This window comes from Dokdonella sp., assembly GCF_017744955.1.
In the GTDB taxonomy this organism is placed as follows: domain Bacteria; phylum Pseudomonadota; class Gammaproteobacteria; order Xanthomonadales; family Rhodanobacteraceae; genus Dokdonella_A.
Map to the genome: position 1 here is coordinate 188465 of NZ_JAGIAG010000005.1, position 20226 is coordinate 208690.

Below are 20226 nucleotides of genomic sequence, written 5' to 3' on the forward strand. Positions count from 1 at the left end.
CGCCGAGCCGGTGCGGACGCAGACGCCGTCGCGCGAGTGCGGCATGATGCGCGCTTTGCGCCGGGAGCTCTCGTGACCGATCCCAACGGCTCCGCGACGAACCCGTCGCCCGCAGTCAGCTACGCCCGGCGCCTCGGCTCCTGGGACGCCGCGATGATCGTCGTCGGCGGCGTGATCGGCTCCGGCATCTTCCTGACACCGGCGGCGATCGCGCGGCAGACCGGTTCGGCGGCGGAGCTGCTGGCGGCGTGGGCGGTCGGCGGCGTGATCGCGCTGATCGGCGCGCTGTGCTACGCCGAACTCGGCGCGCGGCGGCCGCAGGCCGGCGGCGGCTACGTCTATCTGCGCGAGGCGTTCGGGCTGATCGTCGCGTTCGTGTTCGGCTGGAACCTGCTCATCGTCAACCATTCCGGCGCGCTCGCCGCGGTGGCGACGGTGTTCGTGCAGTACGCCGGCGCAGCGTTCGGCGTGACGATCGACAATCCGGGGCCGTGGGCGGTCGCCACGATCGTGTTCCTCGCCGGCATCAACTGGTTCGGCATCCGCGCCGGCTCGCTGGCGCAGAACATCCTGACCGTGCTCAAGCTCGCCGCGATCGCCGCGCTGATCGCGATCGGACTCAGCCTCGGCGGCGCGCCCGCGCCGAGCGCGTCGACGCCGACGTTCAGCCCGCTCGCCTTCGGCGGCGCGCTGATGCCGGTGCTGTTCTCCTACGGCGGCTGGTACTACGTCAACGACATCGCCGGCGAGGTGCGCGATCCGCAGCGCACGCTGCCGCGCGCGCTGATCTTCGGCATGCTGCTGGTCGCCGCGTGCTACTTGCTGACCAACCTCGCCTACCTCGCCGTGCTCGGTCACGACGGCCTCGCCGCGAGCAGCGCGCCGGCCGCGGATCTGATGCGCCGCGCATTCGGCGAGACCGGCGCGCGGCTGATCGCCGCCGGCATCGCGATCTCGACGCTCGGCTTCTGCAACATCTCGATGATCGGCGCGGCGCGCGTGTTCCAGGTGATGGGCGCGGACGGCGTGTTCTTCCGCTCCGCCGGCCGCCTGCATCCGCGCTGGCGCTCGCCCAACGTCGCCCTGCTGCTGCTCGCGGCCTGGGCCTGCGCGCTGGCCCTGACCGGCACCTTCGATCAGCTGCTGAACTACTCCACCGTCGGCGACTGGCTCGGCATGGCGGCGGTGATCGCCACGCTGTTCTGGTACCGCCGCGCACACGCGGCCGAGGCGACCGCGTTCCGCACGCCGTGGTATCCGCTGCTGCCGCTGGTCTTCCTCGCCGTCGTGCTGTGCGTGGTCGCGGTGACGATCTGGAACCATCCCTTCGACGCCGGCATGGGCGCGCTGATCACCGTGGCCGGCCTGCCGGTGTACTTCGTCTGGCGGCGTCTGCTGCGCTGAGGGACTTTCGCGGAAAGCCGCCCCGTGGCGATGCCGGTGCCGGACTGTTCGTCGAATCGGGAGCCGCGACTCGCGGCGGTCTTCGCGAAGGTCCGCGTGCACGTGCGGACGGCGTCGATGCGGATCGGGACTTTTTCGGATGGGCTTTTCCGAGACGACTGCGGTGGGCCCCGGCCCCGCGCCATCGCCCTTTTCACGCGATCTTCATCTGCGAGGCGCGCATACGTTAGACATCCGGAAGTCCAGATGGCGTGAAGATTCGCAGGTTCGCGCCTGTCAGAAATGACAGGTTGAGCGCAGATGCGGCGGGAACATGATGAGCGGGCAGGCTAGCTCACTTGGGAGGTCATCATGTTCCGCACCAACCCGATTCGTTCGATTCCTCTGCGTCGCCGTCTGGCGCTCGCATCCGTTCTGGCGCTCGCATGCGGCGCCACGCCGGCGATGGCCGAAGTCGGCAGCGCCAGCGCCTACGACGTGTCGGTGACGCTGACGCTGCTCGGCAGCACCGTCAACATCAATGCGCAAACCGAGGTGAACATCGATCTGGCGGTCGATCCGCTGTCGGATCTGCAGGTACTGCCGTCGTTCGAGTTCGGCAGCGCCGCCCTCGTCCATCTGACCACCGGCGCGTTGACCAGCGCCGCGGAGTACCGGCCCGGCGTCTCCACCAGCGCCTCCGCCGGACAGAGCCAGGTCGCCGGCCTCAACCTGAGCGCGGTCGGCCTGCTCGGCGTCAATCTGCTGCAGCTCAGCGCCGACGTGATCCGTTCCAAATCGCTGGTCGCCGGCTACTGCCTGCCGACGGCCAACAAGGGAGAGCAGGTGGACGGCCTGCTCGACGACATCCTGTACGGCAACGGCTTCGACGCCGGCAACCTCGGCGCCGGCGGCAACGGCGCGCCCGGCACCGGCCCGGACGACTCGGTCGGCCTCGCCAACGTGCACCTGTCGATCCTCGGCATCGACGTGCCGCTGCCGCTCAATCCGCCGCCGAACACCGGCGTGGACATCCCGGCCGGCATTGTCGGCGCGACCCTGATCCTCAACGAGCAGACCGTCGAAGGCGACGGCATCAACAAGCTGACGAAGACCTCCAATGGCCTGCGCCTCACGCTGAACATCCTCAACCTGATCAGCGGCGAAGTCATCGTCGCGCACAGCTCGGCCGGGATCGACTGTACGCACTGACACGGAACCCTCCCCTCCGGCAGCGGGCCCCGGCTGCCGGAAGGACCGTCGCACATCTCCGGGGCCTGCACGGACGCAAGGACGCGCCGTCGGGTCCGGTTCCCGCCAGATTCCGGACCCCTCCCGGCGACCCCCCATCTCGCCGGGAACCTGGGCGCCGCGCAAACCGGACGCAACGCAGCGCCCGCCTTCTCTCCGATTCCTCCGCCGTTCGACGCCGCCTGTGCGATGCGGGCGCGGAATGCGACAATCGCCGCATCCGTCCGCCGCGCCTGCGCCGCGGATCTCGTGGAGAGTCGCATGAGCCAATCCGAACCCGCCGCCGAAGCCTCGGCGAAGCGCAGCGCGGCGCAACCGCGAGCGCCGCTGGCGCTGACGGTCAACGACAAGCCGTACTACCACGAAGGCGATCCGCAGATGCCGCTGTTGTGGTTCCTGCGCGACACGCTGCGCCTGACCGGCACCAAGTTCGGCTGCGGCGTCGGCGCCTGCGGCGCCTGTACGGTGCTGCTCGACGGCAAGGCCGTGCGCTCGTGCACGATGCCGATGGCGGCCGTCGCCGAACACAGGATCACCACCATCGAGGGCCTGGAGACCGACGCGCTGCATCCGGTGCAGCAAGCCTGGATCGAGGAGGACGTCGCGCAGTGCGGCTACTGCCAGGCCGGCCAGATCCTCGCCGCGGTCGACTTGCTCAAGCGCAAGCCCAAGCCGAGCGAGGACGACATCTCCGCCATCGGCAACCTGTGCCGCTGCGGCACCTACCCGCGCATCCGCAAGGCGATCCTGCGCGCGGCCGAGTCGATCCAGGGCCAAGGGAAATGAGTCTGCGCGACCCGTCGCGGCCCGATGCGGGCCGGCGCCGCTTCCTGACCATCTCGCTGGCCGCCGGCGGCGCGCTGCTGATCGGCCTGCGCCCGGCACGCGGCGAGGACCTGCCGCCGGAACTGCTCGGCGACGACCTCACCCAGCTCGGGCCGTTCATCCGCGTCGAGCGCGACAATCGCGTCGTGATCGGCGCGCGCGGCTGCGAGATCGGCCAGGGCGTGATGACGTCGCTGCCGATGCTGATCGCCGAGGAACTCGACGTCGACTGGTCGCAGGTGCGCGTCGTGCAACTGCCGTACGGCTACGTCGACACCGACAAGGGACCGTCGAACAAATACGGCGAACAAGGCGCCGGCGGCAGCACCAGCATCCCGCAGGGCTGGAAAGACCTGCGCCAGGCCGGCGCGACGGCGCGCTGGCTGCTGGTGCAGGCGGCCGCGTCGGAATGGAAGCTCGCCGCCGATTCGCTGCGCACCGAGGCCGGCCAGGTGATCGCGCCGGACGGGCGCAAGCTCAGCTACGGCGCGCTCGCGCGCAGCGCCGCCGCGCTGAATCCGCCGGACCAGCCGGTGGCGCTGAAGTCGCCCGAGCAGTACCGCATCATCGGCCAGCCGACGCGCACCGCCGACGCGCGCGCGATCGTCACCGGCCGCAGCCGCTTCGGCATCGACGAGTACGCCGCCAACGCGCTGGTCGCGGTGATCGCGCGCTGCCCGCACCTGGACGGCACGCTGGACACGTTCGACGACGGCGAGACGCGCAAGGTCGCCGGCGTGCGCGACGTGATCGCGATCCCCGGACCGAAACCGGACGCGCCGCTCGACGGCGTGCTCGCGGCCGGCGTCGCCGTGCTCGCCGACCACACCTGGGCCGCGCTGAAGGGGCGCGAGGCGCTCAAGCTCACGTGGAAGGAAGGCCCGTGGGCGAAGGAATCCACCGGCGCGCTCGCCGCACGCGCGAACGAGCTGCTCGACAAGGACGAGAACGGCGCCGAAGTGCGCGTCGACGGCGATTTCGCCAAGGCGCGCAAGCAGGCGCGCCAGGTGGTCGAGGCGCGCTACGAGATGCCGTTCCTGGCGCACGCGACGATGGAGCCGCCCGGCGCGCTGATCGAGATCAAGCAGGACCGCGCGCGGCTGGTCGCCTCGCTGCAGGACCCGGAAGGCGCCTCGGAGCTGATCGCGCGCCTGACCGGCCTCGCGCGCAAGGACATCGAGGTGCGCATGACGCGCGCCGGCGGCGGCTTCGGCCGGCGCCTGCAGAACGATTTCGTCGCCGAGGCCGTGCTGATCGCGAAGGCCGCCGGTCGACCGGTCAAGCTGATGTGGACGCGCGACGACGACCTGCAGCACGACTTCTACCGTCCGTTCGGCGTGCACGCGATGGCGGCGGCGATCGACCGCAAGAAGCGCGTCAGCGGCTGGTCGCATCGCTGCGCCGCGACGACGCGCGACTACCGCAACGGCGCCAAGCGCCCGATCTGGAGCGGCTGCCTCGGGCCCGACGACTTTCCGGCCGGCCTGGTCGACAATCTCGACAAGCGCTTCTTCGCGCTCGAGTCGGGCATGCCGCGCGGCGCCTGGCGCGCGCCGGTGCACACGTTCCAGGCGTTCGCGATCCAGAGCTTCATCGACGAGATCGCGGTGGCGACCAAGCAGGACGCGCTGAAGCTGCAGCTCGACCTGCTCGGCGAGCCGCGCCAGCTTCCGTACCAGGGACACGGCGGGCCGATGATCGACACCGGCCGCCTCGCCCACGTGCTCCGGCTCGCCGCCGAGAAGATCGGCTGGGGCGTCAAGCGCACCGACGGACACGGCCTCGGCATCGCCTGCCACTACACCTTCGGCGGCTACGCCGCGCACGGGTTCGAGGTGTCGGTCGAGGGCGACGACCTGCGCATCCATCGCGCGGTCTGCGTCGCCGACATCGGCCGCGTCGTCAATCCGCTCGGCGCGCAGGCGCAGATGATGGGCGGCACGCTCGACGCCGTCTCCGCCGCGCTGAACCTCTCCGTCACGGTCAAGGACGGCCAGGTGCAGCAGAAGAACTTCCCCGACTATCCCCTGCTGCGCATGGCGCAGGCGCCGCGCGACGTCGAAGTGGTGCTGGTCGAGTCGAGCGCCGATCCCAGCGGCGCCGGCGAGATCGGCGTACCCAGCGCCGCGCCGGCGCTGGCGAACGCGGTCTACGCCGCGACGACCGTGCGCGTGCGCAAGCTGCCGCTGATGCCGGAGCTGCTGAAGCGGCTGTGAGCTTGCCGGGCCTGCGGCAGCGGCGCGTTCCACCGGCACGATGCGCAAGGCATCGTGCCGGTCCGCGTCCGCTCCGAGGATCGGCGAGCGGCGCTCGCGGTTGACGCCGGCGCCGCGGATCACCCGTTGCCGGCCCGGCCGGGGATCACATTCGCCTGCGGATCGAATTCGCCGACCAGAATCGCATCGTCCGCGCTCCGCCGGCGCGGTATCGCGTTCGCCCGGACGAGGTCCGCTCAGGGACTCTGCACAGCGCGATCCTTGGTCTTCGCAAGCAAGTCGAGGCGATCGGCAAGGCGACGCATCTCCGCCTGCGATCGGAGCGCCCAGCGCGACAAGCGTCCGATCTCCACCGGATCGGTGAATGCCAGGCGATGCTCCGCACCGGCGTCCGCTGCCTCGACCCGGAACGCCGGCGCCGGCGCCGCGACGAGATGGCCGGACCAACCGGTGCCGTGCAGAGGAGCGGACGTTCTCGCTTCGGCCGGCGCACCGTCGCCGACCAGCGCCAGAGTTCCCTCGCCGAGCGTCAGGAACAGCAGGTACGGGAACGAGGTGTGCAGAACCGGGCTCGCATACATCAGCGCGCCTCCCGGCCGGCCGAACGAGCCCAGCGCCTGCCGCGGCTGCGGGGGCGGCGGCGAAGGCGGCACTCCGTCCGGCGAGAAATCCTGCGCGGACGGCGCAAGCGGCAGCGGCGCGCGAATCGACGGCGGCAGCATCGCGCGAATCGACGGCTCGTCCAGCAGGCTGCGCAGGCGATCGGCGCTCGGATACGGAATGTGCAGGAACGGCTGCTGCAGGTGTCGGAAATCGCCCGTCGCGACGTAGGCGCGCGTGTTCTCGGTCTGCACCTGCGTCTGGCCGCGCCGCGCCGACAACAGGCGCACGTCGCCCGGTGTCCGATCGATCAAGGCACCGGCGAGGAAGACGAAGAACACCGCTGCCGCCGCATGCGCCCACCGCGACGCCGCGCGCGACGACCGGACCTGCGCGACCAGCCTCGACGCGAAGTAGACGTTGACCGGAATCCCGAGCGAGAGCAGCCCCATGTACCGCGAGGACACCTCGGCCATCTCGTGACCGCGCGAATGCGCCATCGCCAGCGCCTGCAAGCCGATCCAGACGGCCATGCCGGCGGCGAACAGATCCACGGCGCTCGCCGATCGGCGACGCACGAAGCGCCACATCCACAGCAGGCTCGGCGCCCACACGATCGACGCCAGCGACAGGCGCAGGAGCAGCGGCCACGCGGTCGTTTCCTGCACGGGCCACATCAGGGCGACGCTGAGCGCGTCCAGATGCTCGACCACGCCGGCGGCGCGCAGCGGGCGGTGCAACGGCAAGTCGGGCACCAGCACGATGCCGACCGCGAGGATCGCGAGGAACACCACGCCGTAGGCCAGGATCACGGCCGGGCGCAGCGTGTCGCGCCAGTTGCGCATCCACAGGACCGCGATCGCCGCCGCGCTGGCCAGCAGCCCCGACGCCATCGTGAACAAGGACGCGACGCCCAGCACCAGCCCGAGCAGCAGGCTCGTGCGGCTCAGCGGACGGAACGCCATCAGGGCGATCAGGGCGATCGCCGCGATGGCCATGAAGAAGAACTGGCTCTGGAAGCCGACCAGAAAGTTCTCCCATTCGAACGGAAGCGCGGCGAGTGCGACGATCGCGACGAGGACGGCGCCGCTCGACCAGCGGCTGGTCCGTTCGCGTCGGAGCAGCGCGAACAGGGCGGCCATCATCGCGGCGAACAGCACCGCGTTGGCGCTGGCCGTGACCAGGTTGTCCCACTGGCGGTCGTTCGCCTCGAACAGCGCGATCGAGAGCAGACGGCTGAACGCGATCCGGTGTTCGTTGTGCAGGGCGAAGAGATCGGCGAAGCGCCACGTTCCCTCGACCCACGCGCGCAGCAGGGAATCGGCTTCCGCGTCCCATTGGTCCCAGAACGGCGTGCTCTCGGCGAACAGCCACACGTACGCGAGCCGCATCGTCAGGGCCAGGACGAACACCCCGAGCACCGCGAACCGCCGCGGCGCGCGCGCGGCGCCCTGCTCGCCCGTTCCCGCGGCCGCGCCGCTCAAACGGCGCCCCGGAACGAAAGCCACTTGTGGCCGTAGTAGCTGGTGATCGCGGGCACGCCGATGCCGATCGCGTGGGCGATTTCCTCCGCGTGCGCGTGCACGCCTAGGCGCGGAAGCAGCCACCTCGCCAGGAACAGGCTGACGAGCAGGGTCTGCGCCAGTCCGGCCAGGTTCACCACGACGAACCACGCCATCTGCGTGCGCAGCGAATTGCTCGACTCGCGGAAGACCAGCCGCCGGTTCAGGCAGAACGCGGTGGCGATTCCCGCCACGTACGCCCACGAGACCGCGACCGGATACGAGAACCAGGTGCTGAGCACGACGCGCGCGCCGAAATTCACCAGCGCGGCGAAACCGCTCACCAGCACGAAGCGCACGAAGCGCGAGGACGTCGGCGAAGACGCCGACTCGATCGCGGAGGATGGCGGGTCCTGCACGCGAGCCTCCTCAGCCTGCTCTCGACGTCCGCCGACGGCGGGCGTCCATGCGCCCGCACGGCCGATGTGCGGAGGAAGCGCGCGCGCGTTTCGCGCGGAAACGGAGCGCCGCGAACGTTCGCGATGTGGCGGCGGAATGCGTCACGCGCCCTCCTCGACGAGCGCCGCTTGCGCCAGCGCGCGGCCGGTCTGCACGCTTTCGGAAATCGACCGGTCCTCGGGGTAATAGTACGAGGTATCGGCCATGCAGAAGCCGCGCACCGGCGTGCGCATCGGCGGCAGCATCGCCTGGAAGCCCGGCGGACAGATCGTCTGCGCGAAGTCGTAGCGATGGCAGTGCGTGGCGAGCACCCAGTCCGGACGGAACTGCGGATTCAGGCGCGACAGGTAGCCGAGCGTCTCCCCGACGAAGGCCTGGTTGTCGCGCGCGAACTTCGGGTGCGTCTTCGGCATGTAGAACGGCGCGTAGACGATGTGCGGTCCGCTGCCCGGATTCAGATTCGAATATTCGATGACGCCGGGAATCTCGATTCCCGCGTCGCAGATGTTCATCCAGAAGTTCTCGCTGAGCCGCTGCTTCAGCTTCAGGATCACGCAGACGACCGGAATGTTCTCGATCGCGCGCACGCGGGCGGCGAAGTCGGCCGGAAGATCGGGCACCAGCGCCGGCACGTACTGGATCGGCGCCGTGCTGAGCACGCGGTCGACGGCACGCTCGACGCCGCCGATCACGATGCCGCTCACCGCGCCGTCGCGCGTGGTCACGCGGTCGATCCCGCAGCGCAGGTGGATGCGGCCGCCGAGTTCGCGGATGCGCCGCTCCATCGCCTCGAGCAGCACGGCCGAACCGCCGTCGAGATAGCCGAGCGATTCCTGCAGCAGGCTGCGCCGCGACAGCGCCACGCGCTTGATGCGCGTGCCGAGCCAGGACGCGGACAGGCGATCGCTGTGCTCATAGAACTTCAGCTCGAACAGGCGCCGCCAGAGCACCTCGTAGCCGCGCACGCCGAGCCAGCGCTGCAGCCACGGAATCGCGCCGATCTTGTCCAGCTCGCTCCAGTCGTCGATGCCCTTGGTGTGCATCACGTGCAGCGCGTAGCGCGCCTTGTCGATCCAGCCGAGCTTGTCGAAGCCGAGCAAGGCGGCCGGCGTGCCCCAGCGGTACAGGCGGCCGTCGCAGTACAAGCCCATCTTGGTGTCGGTCCAGCGCAGCCGGTCGCGCAGACCCAGTTCGTCGAGCAGGCCGAACAGCGGCGTATCGGTCTTGCAGATGAAGTGGTAGTAGCGCTCGATCGCCAGCCCGTCGAAGTCGAAGCTGGCGGACATGCCGCCGATGCGGTCGTCGCGTTCGTAGACGTCGACCTCGTGACCGGCACGCAGGACTTCGAGCGCGGCGACCAGGCCCATCGGACCGGCGCCGACGATGGCGTAGGACTGCTTCATCGAGGACTAGTGCTCAGCGGGGACATGGATCTGCCACGACACGGGATTGATCGGAACGTCGAGCGCCTCGCCGGCGTCGATCCGCCTGGCGTAGTCGGCCCAGTGCAGGTCGCGCAGCGGCTGGCGCTGGAACGCGTTCGGCATGGCGAGCGCATTGCAGCCGAGCGCGACGAACAGGACTATCGCGGGGAGATGGCTCCTCGGCGGCGCCGCGCGGACCATCGCGACGGCCACCAGCCACCAGAACGCCATCTTGAACAGGAAATAGTAGCGATCGCCGAAGCCGAACGAGGCCACCTGCTGGAACTGATCGGTGCGGCTGTGCGCCACCGCCACCATCTGCGACACGCTGAACAGCGCGGTCGCCACGACGATGGCCTGCTGCGGGGCGGTCGATCTGCGGAGCACGAACGCCAGCAAGGCGAGCAAGGCGATCGGGAACAGCAGGACCGGCATCCATTGGGCGCCGAACACGTGCACCTGGACGCTCTTCACGAGACCGAGAGCGACGTCGAGGGAAAACGCCACGGGAGGAGTGTCCGTGTTCGCGGTGGTGACGATCAGCAGAGCCTGCAAGGCCGCGCAAAGGCCGAGCACCGTCCATTCCAGCGAGACGCCGGCGGAACGCACCCGTTGCAGCGGGCCGGCGCGCCATCGAAGCCAGAGCAGGCCCACCGACGCGGAGAGCACCGCGAAGATCGAGAACGGCCCGGTCAATCCCACGGCGAACGCCGCGGCGGCGCGCGGCACCGGCGCGAAATCCTCGCCGCCGCCCTGGAACAGACGCGCCAGCATCGAGACGAGATAGAACTGCATCAACCACTGCACGTTGGTGATCGTGCCCCACACCTCGCCGTTGGTCGGAGCCAGCAGAACCGGCGCCAGCGCCAGCGCGAATCCGAGCCCGAGCCGGTCGAGTTGGCGCAGCGACGCCAGCGCCGCCGCGCCGAACAGCAACGCGGCGAGGTTGTAGATCAACGGCGCGTGGACGGCGGAGAAGCCGCTGGCCGCCCAGGCGGTCAATCGCGGGAGGAAATGCAGGTAGCCGGCGTGCGGCTCGAACAGGAGCGGCACGGAGCTGGCGTGCTGCGGAACGAAGAACACCACGCCGTCCTCCGCCCAGAACTGCGGCGTCCTCAGCGCGTCCGGCGCCTTCGCCGCGAGCACCAGCACGCCGGCGAGAAACGCCGCCGCGACGGCCGGACGGGACGGCACGCGCTCGACTCGGCGTCGGATTTCCGCCGCGAGCGTGTTCATCGTTGCAGCACGACGCTGCTGTAGCGGGGATCGCAGTAGCTCTCGCGCACCGCGTCTTCGAACGGTGTCTGCCGCACGCCGAAGACCGCGGCCGTGTCGACGCCGTGGAACTCGTCGCCGGCGCTCAACGCGTCGAGCTGCGCGGCCGTAAACGGCGGCTTGCCGCTGAACAGCGCGTAGGTCTTCAGCAGCACGCGGAACATGCCGTACGGAATGCGCACGATTAGCGTGCGCAGCCGCTTGACGCGCTTGATCGTGCGGATGATATCGATGTAGTCGATGCGGGTGTCCCCGCAGACGTCGTAGACCGCGCCGTCCGGCCGGCGCTCGACGCAGGCGACGAGGCAGCGGCAGAAATCGCGCTCGTACAAGGGCTGGCGCATGTAGCGGCCGTCGCCGGGAATCGGGAACACCGGCGTCTTCGCCATGAAGCGCGACAGCCAGCCCAGGTGCTTCGGGTCGAACCAGCCGAACATCAGCGTCGGCCGCAGGATGCAGTGACGCAGGCCGCTGTCGACCACCAGGCGTTCCTGCGCCTTCTTCGTCTCGGTGTAGTCGTCGTGCGCGACCGAATTGACCACCGAGGAACTGATGTGCACGAGATACGGAATGCCGCTCGCGCGCGCCGCATCCAGCACGAGCCGGGTCGCCTCGACGTTGTTGCGCACGAACAACTCCGGATGCTTGCCGGTGATCTGCGCGTGCAGTTGGACGAGACAGGCCGCGCCGTCGAACGTCCGCTGCCACGGCCCCGGCTCGGCCAGGTCCGCGTGCACGGTTTCGACGTCCGGATGCAGGCGGCGCAGAATGCCCAGGTTGTGGGCATGCTTGTCGATCGCGACCAGGCGCGTGTAGCCGCGCTCCTTCAGCTCGACGATCAGGTTCTGGCCGACCAGGCCGGCCGCGCCGGTCAGGACGATTTTCGCGGACGGATCCATCGTCTCGCCGCTCGTCACGTCGCGCCGGGACACGGCGCGACGCGGATTTTGCGCGCGCTCGTCGCGGCGAATGCGAAACCTTTTTTCATGATATTCGGCGGGATTCGCAAAAGGGCCCGTTTAATACACGAGGCATTGGCGAACCGCAAACCTCGCTTTGCGTATTCGTTCATATCGCCAGCAGCACGACCACGGCGCAGATCGCGACGACGATCCGACTCACCGGATCGGTCACCGCGAACACGACCGGATCGTCGTGCATCTCGCCGCGATGGGCGATCAGCCAGGCGCGGCTGATCCAGTACAGCAGCAGCGGGCACAGCAGCCAAAGCACCTGCGGGCGGCCGTACAGCAGCTCGCTGGCGGTGCTGTTGATGTAGAGCGCGCAGACCAGCACGCTGAGATAGCCGCTGGCGGCGCCGAGCGATTGCACCAGCGGCAGGTCCTCGACGCTGTAGCCGCGTCCGCTCGCGTGCGAACGGCCGTCGGCGAGCAGACCGCGCAGTTCCGTGTAGCGCTTGATCATCGCGAGGCTGAGGAACAGGAACATCGAGAACGCGAGCAGCCAGAACGAGGCGTCGATGCCGATCGCCACCGTGCCGGCGATGATGCGGATGGTGTACAGCGCGGCCAGGGCGACGACGTCGAGCACCGCGACGCGCTTGATCGACAGCGAATAGGCCAGCGTGAGGACGCAGTAGCCGAGCAGCACCAGCGCGAACCGCGGCGACAGGGCGAAGGCGAGCGCGAAGGCGGCCAGCAGCAGCAGCGGCGCCGCCATCAGGCCGTCGCGGATCTGCAACGCGCCGGAAGCGAACGGCCGCGCGCGCTTGGTCCGGTGCCTTCGGTCCGCGTCGAGGTCGAGCAGGTCGTTGATGATGTAGGTGGCCGACGCGCACAAGCCGAAACTCAGGAACGCGACCGCGGCACGCTGCGCGAATCCCGGCGTGAACAGCTGATGCGCCGTCAGCAGCGGCAGGAACACCAGCAGATTCTTCAGCCATTGGTGCAGACGCAGCGCCTTCAGCCACGTGCGCGGCCCGACGCTTTCGCGCTCGAACACGCGCTCGACCTCGTAGGCGGTCTGCGCGTGCCGCTGCAGCGACGGCGGCGCGTTGACGAGCACGGCGCGGCGCGCGCGATTCCACACGTGCTGATCGACGCCCGCGTTGCCGGCGTAGTCGAACCGTTTTTCGCCGTACAGCGACGACAGCGTCTCGCCCTTGTTGACGCCGGCGAGGTTGCGGACGCCGTCGCTGCCGAGCGCTTCGTCGAACCCGCCGACGTGCCTGGCGACCGCGTCGACCAGGGTCTGGTCCGAGGCCGAGCAGAGGATCTTCCTGCGTCCGCCGTTCTCCTCGCGCAGCCAGCCGAGCACGCGCGTCTCGTACGGCAGCACGCTCACGTCGAGCGTCGTGCGCTGCGCGATCTGCCGTTTCAGATTCGCCTTGCCGCCCGCGATCAGCCATATCGCCATGTGGATCACCGACAGCGGATTGGCGCGAATCAGGCTCAGGGCCGATTCGAACAGCAAATCCGAACGCAGCAGCGTTCCGTCCAGGTCCACGCACAGTGGGATGTCGCGATCCTGCATAAGCACCCGTTGTCCATGACCGCCGCATATCGCACATCGGCTGCGATGCGCGACGGACGGCGCGCTCGCGCCCGAATCATTCGCAAGAAATTAACGAATGCCGCCTTGCGGCGACTCAAAGCGCAAAGCATACTTCAGAGCTGGCGATTGGTTGTGCCGATCGTCGTGCAGTTGTGCAATCGCGCATTCCGCAACCGCCATCCGGGCGTGCGAATCCTCGGCATTTCGCACTCGCAACGGAGCCACCCCATCTCGGAGAGATCTGCGCTCGGACCAGACATGCAGGCGGCGCCGAAACGACGGTCTGCGGCTCCGGAAAATCCCACCTGCCTTCGCGGCATCGGTGAACCGGCGCACGATCCGCTCCAGATTCGCGCCTGCGCGCCTCCGGTCATCCGCCCGAGCAATTCCCCATGACTTCGACGCTGCTCGTCTCTCGCGCCTGGAACCGGCGAGAACTCTTTCTCGAGTTCACCAAGCGCACGATCGCCGGGCGCTACAGCGGCGCACATCTCGGCGTGGTCTGGTCGTTCATCAATCCGCTGCTGATGCTGGCGGTCTACACGCTCGCGTTCCGCGAATTCCTCGGCATGCGCTGGCCGAACGCGGACACGCGCGGCGAGTTCTCGCTGATGATCTTCTGCGGAATGATCGTCCACTCGCTGCTGGTGGAATGCCTGACCGGCTCGCCGACCTGCATCGTCAACAATACGAACCTGGTCAAGAAGGTGGTCTTTCCGCTCGCCATCCTGCCAGTGGTGACGGTCGCCTCGGCGCTGTTCCACGCTGCGCTCAGTACGCTGGTGCTGATCCTGTTCGTCTACGCCACGCAGCACACCCTGCACTGGACGACGCTCTACCTGCCGCTGGTCTATCTGCCGTATTCGCTGTTCCTCTGCGGCCTCAGCTGGTTCCTCGCCTCGCTCGGCGTGTTCGTGCGCGACGTCGCGCAGATCTCCGGCGTGATCGGCTCGATGCTGATGTTCCTGAGCCCGGTGTTCTATCCGGCCAGCAGCCTGAAGGAGTCCTACCGCGGCATCATCGCCTACAATCCGCTGACCTTGATCATCGAGCAGACGCGCAGTCTGGCCCTGTTTGGCCAATCCCCGGACTGGCGGGCGCTCGGCGTCTACACCCTCGCCGCGCTGGCCGCGATGATGTTCGGATACTGGTGGTTCCAACGGACGCGGGACGGTTTCGCAGATGTCCTCTGAATCCGACTCGACAGGCGCTCCGTTCGTGGGCGGAGCCGAGACCGTCATCCACGCGAGCGGCCTGGGCAAGTGCTATCCGCTCTACGCCAAGCCGTCGCACCGGCTGATGCAGAGCCTGCTCGGCGACAGAAAGCGCTTCTATCGAGAATTCTGGGCGCTGCGCGACCTCAGCTTCGACGTCCGCCGCGGCGAGACGCTCGGCATCATCGGACGCAACGGCTCGGGCAAGTCCACCCTGTTGCAGATGATCGCCGGCACGCTGAAGCCGACCGAGGGCGATGCCCACGTGCGCGGCAAGGTGGCCGCCCTGCTCGAACTCGGCAGCGGCTTCAATCCGGAATTCAGCGGGCGCGAGAACGTCTATCTCAACGCCGCCATCCTCGGCCTCAGCCGCGCCCAGACCGACGCGCGCATCGACGACATCCTCGCCTTCGCCGACATCGGCGAGTTCGTCGACCAGCCCGTGCGCAACTATTCCACCGGCATGGTCATGCGCATGGCGTTCGCCGTCGCCGCCCACGTCGACGCGGAAATCCTGATCATCGACGAAGCGCTGGCGGTCGGCGACGCGTTCTTCGCGCAGAAATGCATGCGCTTCCTGCGCGAGTTCCGCCAGCGCGGAACCCTGCTGTTCGTCAGCCACGACACCGGCGCCGTGGCCGGCCTGTGCGACCGCGCGCTGTGGCTGGAGCGCGGCCGCCTGCGCGGGATCGGCGACACCCGCGAGATCGTCACCGCCTACCTGGAAGCGTCGATGCTGGACCGCCAGGGCGGCGGCGACGGCGGCCCGAAGGCCGCAGTGCGACGAAACGGCCTGCCGCGCCGTCGTATCGATCCCCGCCACGAGCTGCTGGACCGCTCCCACTTGCGCAACGACATCAAAGTCCTGCCGTTCGACCCCGCGTCCGCCTCGTTCGGCGACCTGCGCGCGCGCGTGACCGACGTGGCGCTCTGCGACGAGGACGGCCGCCCGTTCGCGCAACTGATCGGCGGGGAAAGCGTGATCCTCGAAGTCAGCATGGTCGCCGACGAGCCGCTCGGCAACGTCATCCTCGGCTTCTACGTGAAGGACCGGCTCGGCCAGCTGCTGTTCGGCGACAACACGTTCCTGAACTATCCGGATGGCTTCCCTGTCGAAGCAGGAGAACTGTTCCGCGCACGCTTCCATTTCGACATGCCACGCCTGACCAGCGGCGAATACTTCATCACCGTCGGCCTGTCCGAGGGCACGCAGGAAGAACACGTGGTCCAGCACTGGATTCACGAAGCTTTGATCTTCACCGCGACCGGCGGCGACATGGTGACCGGCCTGATCGGCCTGCCGATGCACGACATCCAGCTCGAGCGGATCGGTCATGAACCTTGACCTGTACACGCCCAAGTTCCACCTGGAGCAGCATCCGATCGTGCTGATGCGGCCGAGCGTGCGCCCGCCGTACTCGTGGGTCGGCCACATCCCGTTCGCCTATCTCGCCGTCGACCTGCTGCGGCCGCGCAGCTTCGTCGAACTGGGCACCGACTCGGGCAATTCGTACCTGGCGTTCTGCAAGGCCGTCCGCACGCTCGGCCTGACCACGCGCTGCACCGCGGTCGACTCGTGGAAGGGCGACGAGCACACCGGACGCTACGGCGAAGACGTCTACGTCACGCTGCGCGCCGTGCACGACCCGCTCTACGGGGAGTTCTCGCGCCTGCTGCGCACGCGCTTCGACGACGCGCTGCCCGAGTTCGCCGACGCGTCGATCGACCTGCTCCACATCGACGGGCTGCACACCTACGAAGCGGTCAGGCACGACTTCGAATCGTGGCTGCCCAAGCTCAGCGAGCGCGCGATCGTCCTGCTGCACGACACGAACGTGCACGAACGCGAGTTCGGCGTGTGGAAATTCTTCGACGAACTGCACACGCGGTATCCGAGCTTCGAATTCCGGCACGGCAACGGCCTCGGCATCGTCGTCGTCGGCAGCGAGGTGCCGGCGCCGTTCCTGCAATTCGTGCACGCCGCGCAAGCCGAACCGGACACCTACCGCTCGTTCTTCGAGGCGCTGGCCGGCACGCTCGTCAGCGCCGAGGACGGACTGCCGGCCAACGGCGTCGACGTCGGAACCACCGCAGCCGCCCGCCTCTACTATCGAAAAGCCGGCGAGACCTTCGACGAGTCGCGCGCCGTCTCGCAGGTGCTGCCGTCGACCGAAGGCGTATTCGATCTGGAGCTGGTCGTGCCCCGCGCCGGCGACGCCGACTTCCTGCGCATCGATCCGGTCGACCTGCCCGGCGTATTCGAGATCGTCAGCGTAACGCTCGACTGCGGCAATAGCGGCGAACCCGGCGCGATCGATAATCTGCGCGAGCGAATTGGACAGGCCAATGGAGACCTCCTGCAGACGGAGATCGTCTCCGGCGTGGGACTGTCCTCATTTGGCAATGATCCAAATTTGGAAATTAAAATCGACGACCTTCTCGCGAGCTGCGATGCGAATAAGCCGGTTAATGTCGGCTTGAGAATACGCTATGAAGCCGTCGTGGTCGATCCGCCCTCGCGGCGCCTGCTTCTCACGCAGGCCGCCGTGCTGGCGAATTTGCGCGAAAGCGCGACGAACCGGATCGACCCGCTCTCTTCCGCCGACCTCGCAACCGGCGCACAATCCCGCGCAAATCCGCCGTCGGCGCCGCATTTGCGCGAGACCATGACCGCCGAATCGATCGCTCAATTGGAAGAACGTCTGGAAGGCCGCCTGCGCGAAGCGATGCAGACGTTGCATTCGGACGTCCAAACGATTCGCGAGCGAATCGAACGATCGGGCGAGGAAATGGAGGCGAATTGGGAACGTCGACACGCTTCATTCGAACGTGCTTTGGCACAGTTGCGTAACGATATTCGAACGTTCGACGATTTTTTACGTGACAATTTCGTTTCAGGGCAAGACAAGCATTACGAAAATCTGGATACTACGCTGCGTTCGCTTCAATCGTATCTCGATGAACAAGCGGACCGCACGCGGCAGGAGATGCAACAGCACCGCCAACGATTGGGGCAAATCGAAGAAAAACTGGGTCGGCTGGAGAATCGCAGTCTCTGGTCGATGATCAAATCATAGGGGGAGTGTGCAGCGCATCGGGGGAGCGTCGGCAGGAGGGAAGCAATGAGCTTTCGACGACTTCTTACAAGGATCCGTCGCCGCGGAACGGTACGCCTAGGACTGGTGCCGGTTTCGCAACTTGAATCCAATCCCGCCGCCAAGGGAGCTTGGCGCGCGACCGGGGACGATCCGCAATTCGCCTGCGCAACCTCCGGCTATCCCCTTTCGGGCGGCTGGTACCGCGTCGACCTGGATTTCGAACCGCTCGACGACAAGATCTCGGCACCGCAGCTGTATTTCGACTACGGCGAAGGCCTCAGCGAGGCCCGCTCCGCCGTTCTGAGCTTCGTCAAGCCGAACGCCGTGCGCCACACCGGCATCGTCCTGCTGGCGAAGAACACGATCTCGGTGCGCTTCGATCCGGCGATCGCGAGCTGCGAATTCCGCGTGCGTCGTCTGCGCATACGTCGCGTCTCGCGTACCGCGGCGGCGCTGCGCATGCTGCGCGCCGTGCACGCGCGCTACGCGCAATTGAACGAACGCCGGCTGTTCTTCTCGCGCAGCCTGCGCAACCTGGCGCGGCGCGGCGGTCTCGGCTCGTTCGCCACCTGGCTGTACGAGTCCTACCTCGAGCGCAATGCCGAGCAGCTCAGCTACGAGCGCTGGGTCAAGCTGTTCGACCGGCGCAGCGAGCGGTTCGACGCCGCCGCGCTCGCCGTCCGCAGCCAGCGTCCGCTGCCGCGGTTCTCGGTGCTGATCCCGACCTTCAACACGCCCGAGCGCTGGCTGCGCCGCTGCCTGGACAGCGTCCTCGCGCAGACCTACCCGCACTGGGAACTGTGCATCGCCGACGACGCATCGGATCGCCCGCACGTGCGCAAGGTGCTGGCGGAATACGCCGCCCGCGACTCGCGCGTGCGCTACGTGGTCCGCCCCGAGCGCGGGCACATCTCCGCCACCTCGAACAGCGCGCTGACGCTGGCGCGCGGCGACTACGTCGCCCTGCTCGACCACGACGACGAGCTGCATCCCGAAGCGCTGCAGGCGATGGCCGAGGCGATCGTCGAGAACCCGCGCCTGAAACTGCTGTATTCCGACGAGGACAAGATCGACGCGCACGGCGTGCGTTTCGAGCCGTACTTCAAGGCGGATTGGAACCTCGACCTGCTGCGCGGCCACAACTGCTTCAGTCATCTCGGCGTCTATTCGCTGGAGCTGATGCGCTCGGTCGGCGGCTTCCGCGAAGGCCTGGAAGGCAGCCAGGACTGGGACCTGATCTTCCGCTGCGCCGAGCGCGTCGGACCCGGCGCGATCGGCCACGTGCCGCGCGTGCTCTACCACTGGCGCGCGATCCCCGGCTCGACCGCGCTGGCGCCGGGCGAGAAGAGCTACGCGCACGTCAGCGCGATGCGCGCGATCGGCGAGCACCTCGCCCGCACCGAGTCGAATGCGCAGGTGCTCGAGCTGCCGGGACTGAGCGGCACCTTCCGCGTCCGCCACACGCTGCCGAGCCCGCCGCCGCTGGTCAGCATCGTCATTCCGACGCGCGATCGCGTGTCGCTGCTGCGCCAGTGCGTCGAGTCGATCGTCGACAAGACCACCTACCCGCGCTACGAAATCGTCATCATCGACAACGGTTCCGTGGAGCCGGCCACCGCCGAATACCTGGCCGGCCTCGCCGACCGCCTGTTCATCAAGGTGATCCGCGACAACGGCCCGTTCAACTATCCGCGCCTCAACAACCGCGCCGTCGCCGCGGCGAAGGGCTCGGTGATCTGCCTGCTCAACAACGACATCGAAGTCATCACGCCCGAGTGGCTCGACGAGATGGCCAGCCAGGCGCTGCGGCCGGACATCGGCGCGGTCGGCGCGATGCTCTACTACCCCAACGACACCATCCAGCACGCCGGCGTGGTCACCGGCGTGCACGGCGTCGCCGCGCACGTCTACAGCGGCATGCCGCGCGGGTATCCCGGCCACCTCGGCCGCGCGCGCATCGTGCAGTCGATGAGTTCGGTCACCGCGGCCTGTCTGGTCGTGCGGCGCAAGCTGTACGAGCAGGTCGGCGGCCTCGACGAGAAGCTCGCGGTAGCCTTCAACGACATCGACTTCTGCCTGCGCCTCGGCGCGGCCGGCTATCGCAACCTGTGGACGCCGTTCGCCGAGCTGTACCACCACGAATCCGCCTCGCGCGGGCTCGAGGACACGCCCGAGAAGCAGGCGCGCTTCTTTCACGAGATCCGCTTCATGCGCGAGCGCTGGACCGGCGTGCTCGAGGCCGACCCCGCCTACAACCCGAACTTCACGCTCTACGGCGAGCCGTTCACGCTGGCGTTTCCGCCGGCGGAGCCGAGGAGCAAGGCGCTCGTCGCCGGACGGTATGCAAATACCGAACGCGAGGCGAGCCTGACCTCGCGCCTGCGCCGCGCCAGCGGCGACGATCCCATCGAGCTCGTGCTGCAAACCGAGGAATGATTCCGCCGATGCGCGCTGCCCCGCAGCAG

At 68.3% G+C, this 20226-nt stretch carries 14 protein-coding genes; 8 read left to right on the top strand and 6 right to left on the bottom strand.

The genetic code is table 11. The features are described 5' to 3' along the window. Window positions 1-72 precede the first annotated feature (72 nt). The 4 genes from J7520_RS12810 (at window position 73) to J7520_RS12825 (ending at window position 5675) form a co-directional block, all read left to right on the top strand. Entirely contained in the window at window positions 73-1404 is a 1332-nt protein-coding gene (locus J7520_RS12810) for an amino acid permease (protein ID WP_291188835.1), read from the top strand. 351 nt (window positions 1405-1755) lie between these two features. After that, window positions 1756-2595, top strand: coding sequence for a choice-of-anchor P family protein (locus J7520_RS12815; protein ID WP_291188837.1), 840 nt, complete (start codon window positions 1756-1758; stop codon window positions 2593-2595). Between the two features lie 300 nt (window positions 2596-2895). Beyond that, window positions 2896-3420, top strand: coding sequence for a (2Fe-2S)-binding protein (locus tag J7520_RS12820; protein WP_291188839.1), 525 nt, complete (start codon window positions 2896-2898; stop codon window positions 3418-3420). After that, window positions 3417-5675, top strand: a complete 2259-nt coding sequence (locus J7520_RS12825; protein ID WP_291188841.1) for a molybdopterin cofactor-binding domain-containing protein — start codon at window positions 3417-3419, stop codon at window positions 5673-5675. Before J7520_RS12820 ends, J7520_RS12825 begins: the two co-directional genes overlap by 4 nt. 236 nt (window positions 5676-5911) lie before the next feature. Here the strand turns inward: J7520_RS12825 and J7520_RS12830 are convergent, their stop codons facing one another. The 6 genes from J7520_RS12830 to J7520_RS12855 form a co-directional block, all read right to left on the bottom strand. Next, window positions 5912-7687 carry a hypothetical protein gene (locus tag J7520_RS12830; protein WP_291188843.1) on the bottom strand — a complete coding sequence of 592 codons (1776 nt, stop codon included), beginning with the start codon at window positions 7685-7687 and terminating at the stop codon, window positions 5912-5914. A gap of 68 nt (window positions 7688-7755) precedes the next feature. Then, entirely contained in the window at window positions 7756-8196 is a 441-nt protein-coding gene (locus J7520_RS12835) for a GtrA family protein (protein ID WP_291188845.1), read from the bottom strand. 141 nt (window positions 8197-8337) lie between these two features. Beyond that, window positions 8338-9639 (bottom strand): NAD(P)/FAD-dependent oxidoreductase, encoded by a 1302-nt coding sequence (locus tag J7520_RS12840; RefSeq protein ID WP_291188847.1) that lies wholly within the window; start codon window positions 9637-9639, stop codon window positions 8338-8340. A gap of 6 nt (window positions 9640-9645) precedes the next feature. Further along, window positions 9646-10854, bottom strand: a complete 1209-nt coding sequence (locus J7520_RS12845; RefSeq protein WP_291188849.1) for a hypothetical protein — start codon at window positions 10852-10854, stop codon at window positions 9646-9648. Window positions 10855-10892: 38 nt separating this feature from the next. Next, window positions 10893-11834, bottom strand: coding sequence for an NAD-dependent epimerase/dehydratase family protein (locus J7520_RS12850; protein WP_291188851.1), 942 nt, complete (start codon window positions 11832-11834; stop codon window positions 10893-10895). Window positions 11835-12003: 169 nt separating this feature from the next. Beyond that, window positions 12004-13428 (bottom strand): UbiA family prenyltransferase, encoded by a 1425-nt coding sequence (locus J7520_RS12855; protein WP_291188853.1) that lies wholly within the window; start codon window positions 13426-13428, stop codon window positions 12004-12006. A 413-nt stretch (window positions 13429-13841) separates the two neighbouring features. Here J7520_RS12855 and J7520_RS12860 point away from each other — a divergent pair, with 413 nt between their 5' ends. From J7520_RS12860 to J7520_RS12875, 4 genes are read left to right on the top strand one after another with little or no spacing between them, the layout of a single operon-like run. After that, complete coding sequence (locus tag J7520_RS12860) at window positions 13842-14642, top strand: ABC transporter permease (RefSeq protein ID WP_291188855.1); 801 nt, start codon at window positions 13842-13844, stop codon at window positions 14640-14642. A gap of 25 nt (window positions 14643-14667) precedes the next feature. After that, window positions 14668-16008, top strand: a complete 1341-nt coding sequence (locus tag J7520_RS12865; protein ID WP_291188857.1) for an ABC transporter ATP-binding protein — start codon at window positions 14668-14670, stop codon at window positions 16006-16008. After that, entirely contained in the window at window positions 15998-17740 is a 1743-nt protein-coding gene (locus J7520_RS12870; protein ID WP_291188859.1) for a class I SAM-dependent methyltransferase, read from the top strand. The genes J7520_RS12865 and J7520_RS12870 overlap by 11 nt, the downstream gene beginning before the upstream one ends. Before the next feature lie 45 nt (window positions 17741-17785). Next, the gene (locus J7520_RS12875; protein ID WP_291188861.1) at window positions 17786-20197 is read left to right on the top strand and encodes a glycosyltransferase family 2 protein; all 2412 of its coding nucleotides are present in this window, start codon (window positions 17786-17788) and stop codon (window positions 20195-20197) included. Window positions 20198-20226: the final 29 nt, after the last annotated feature.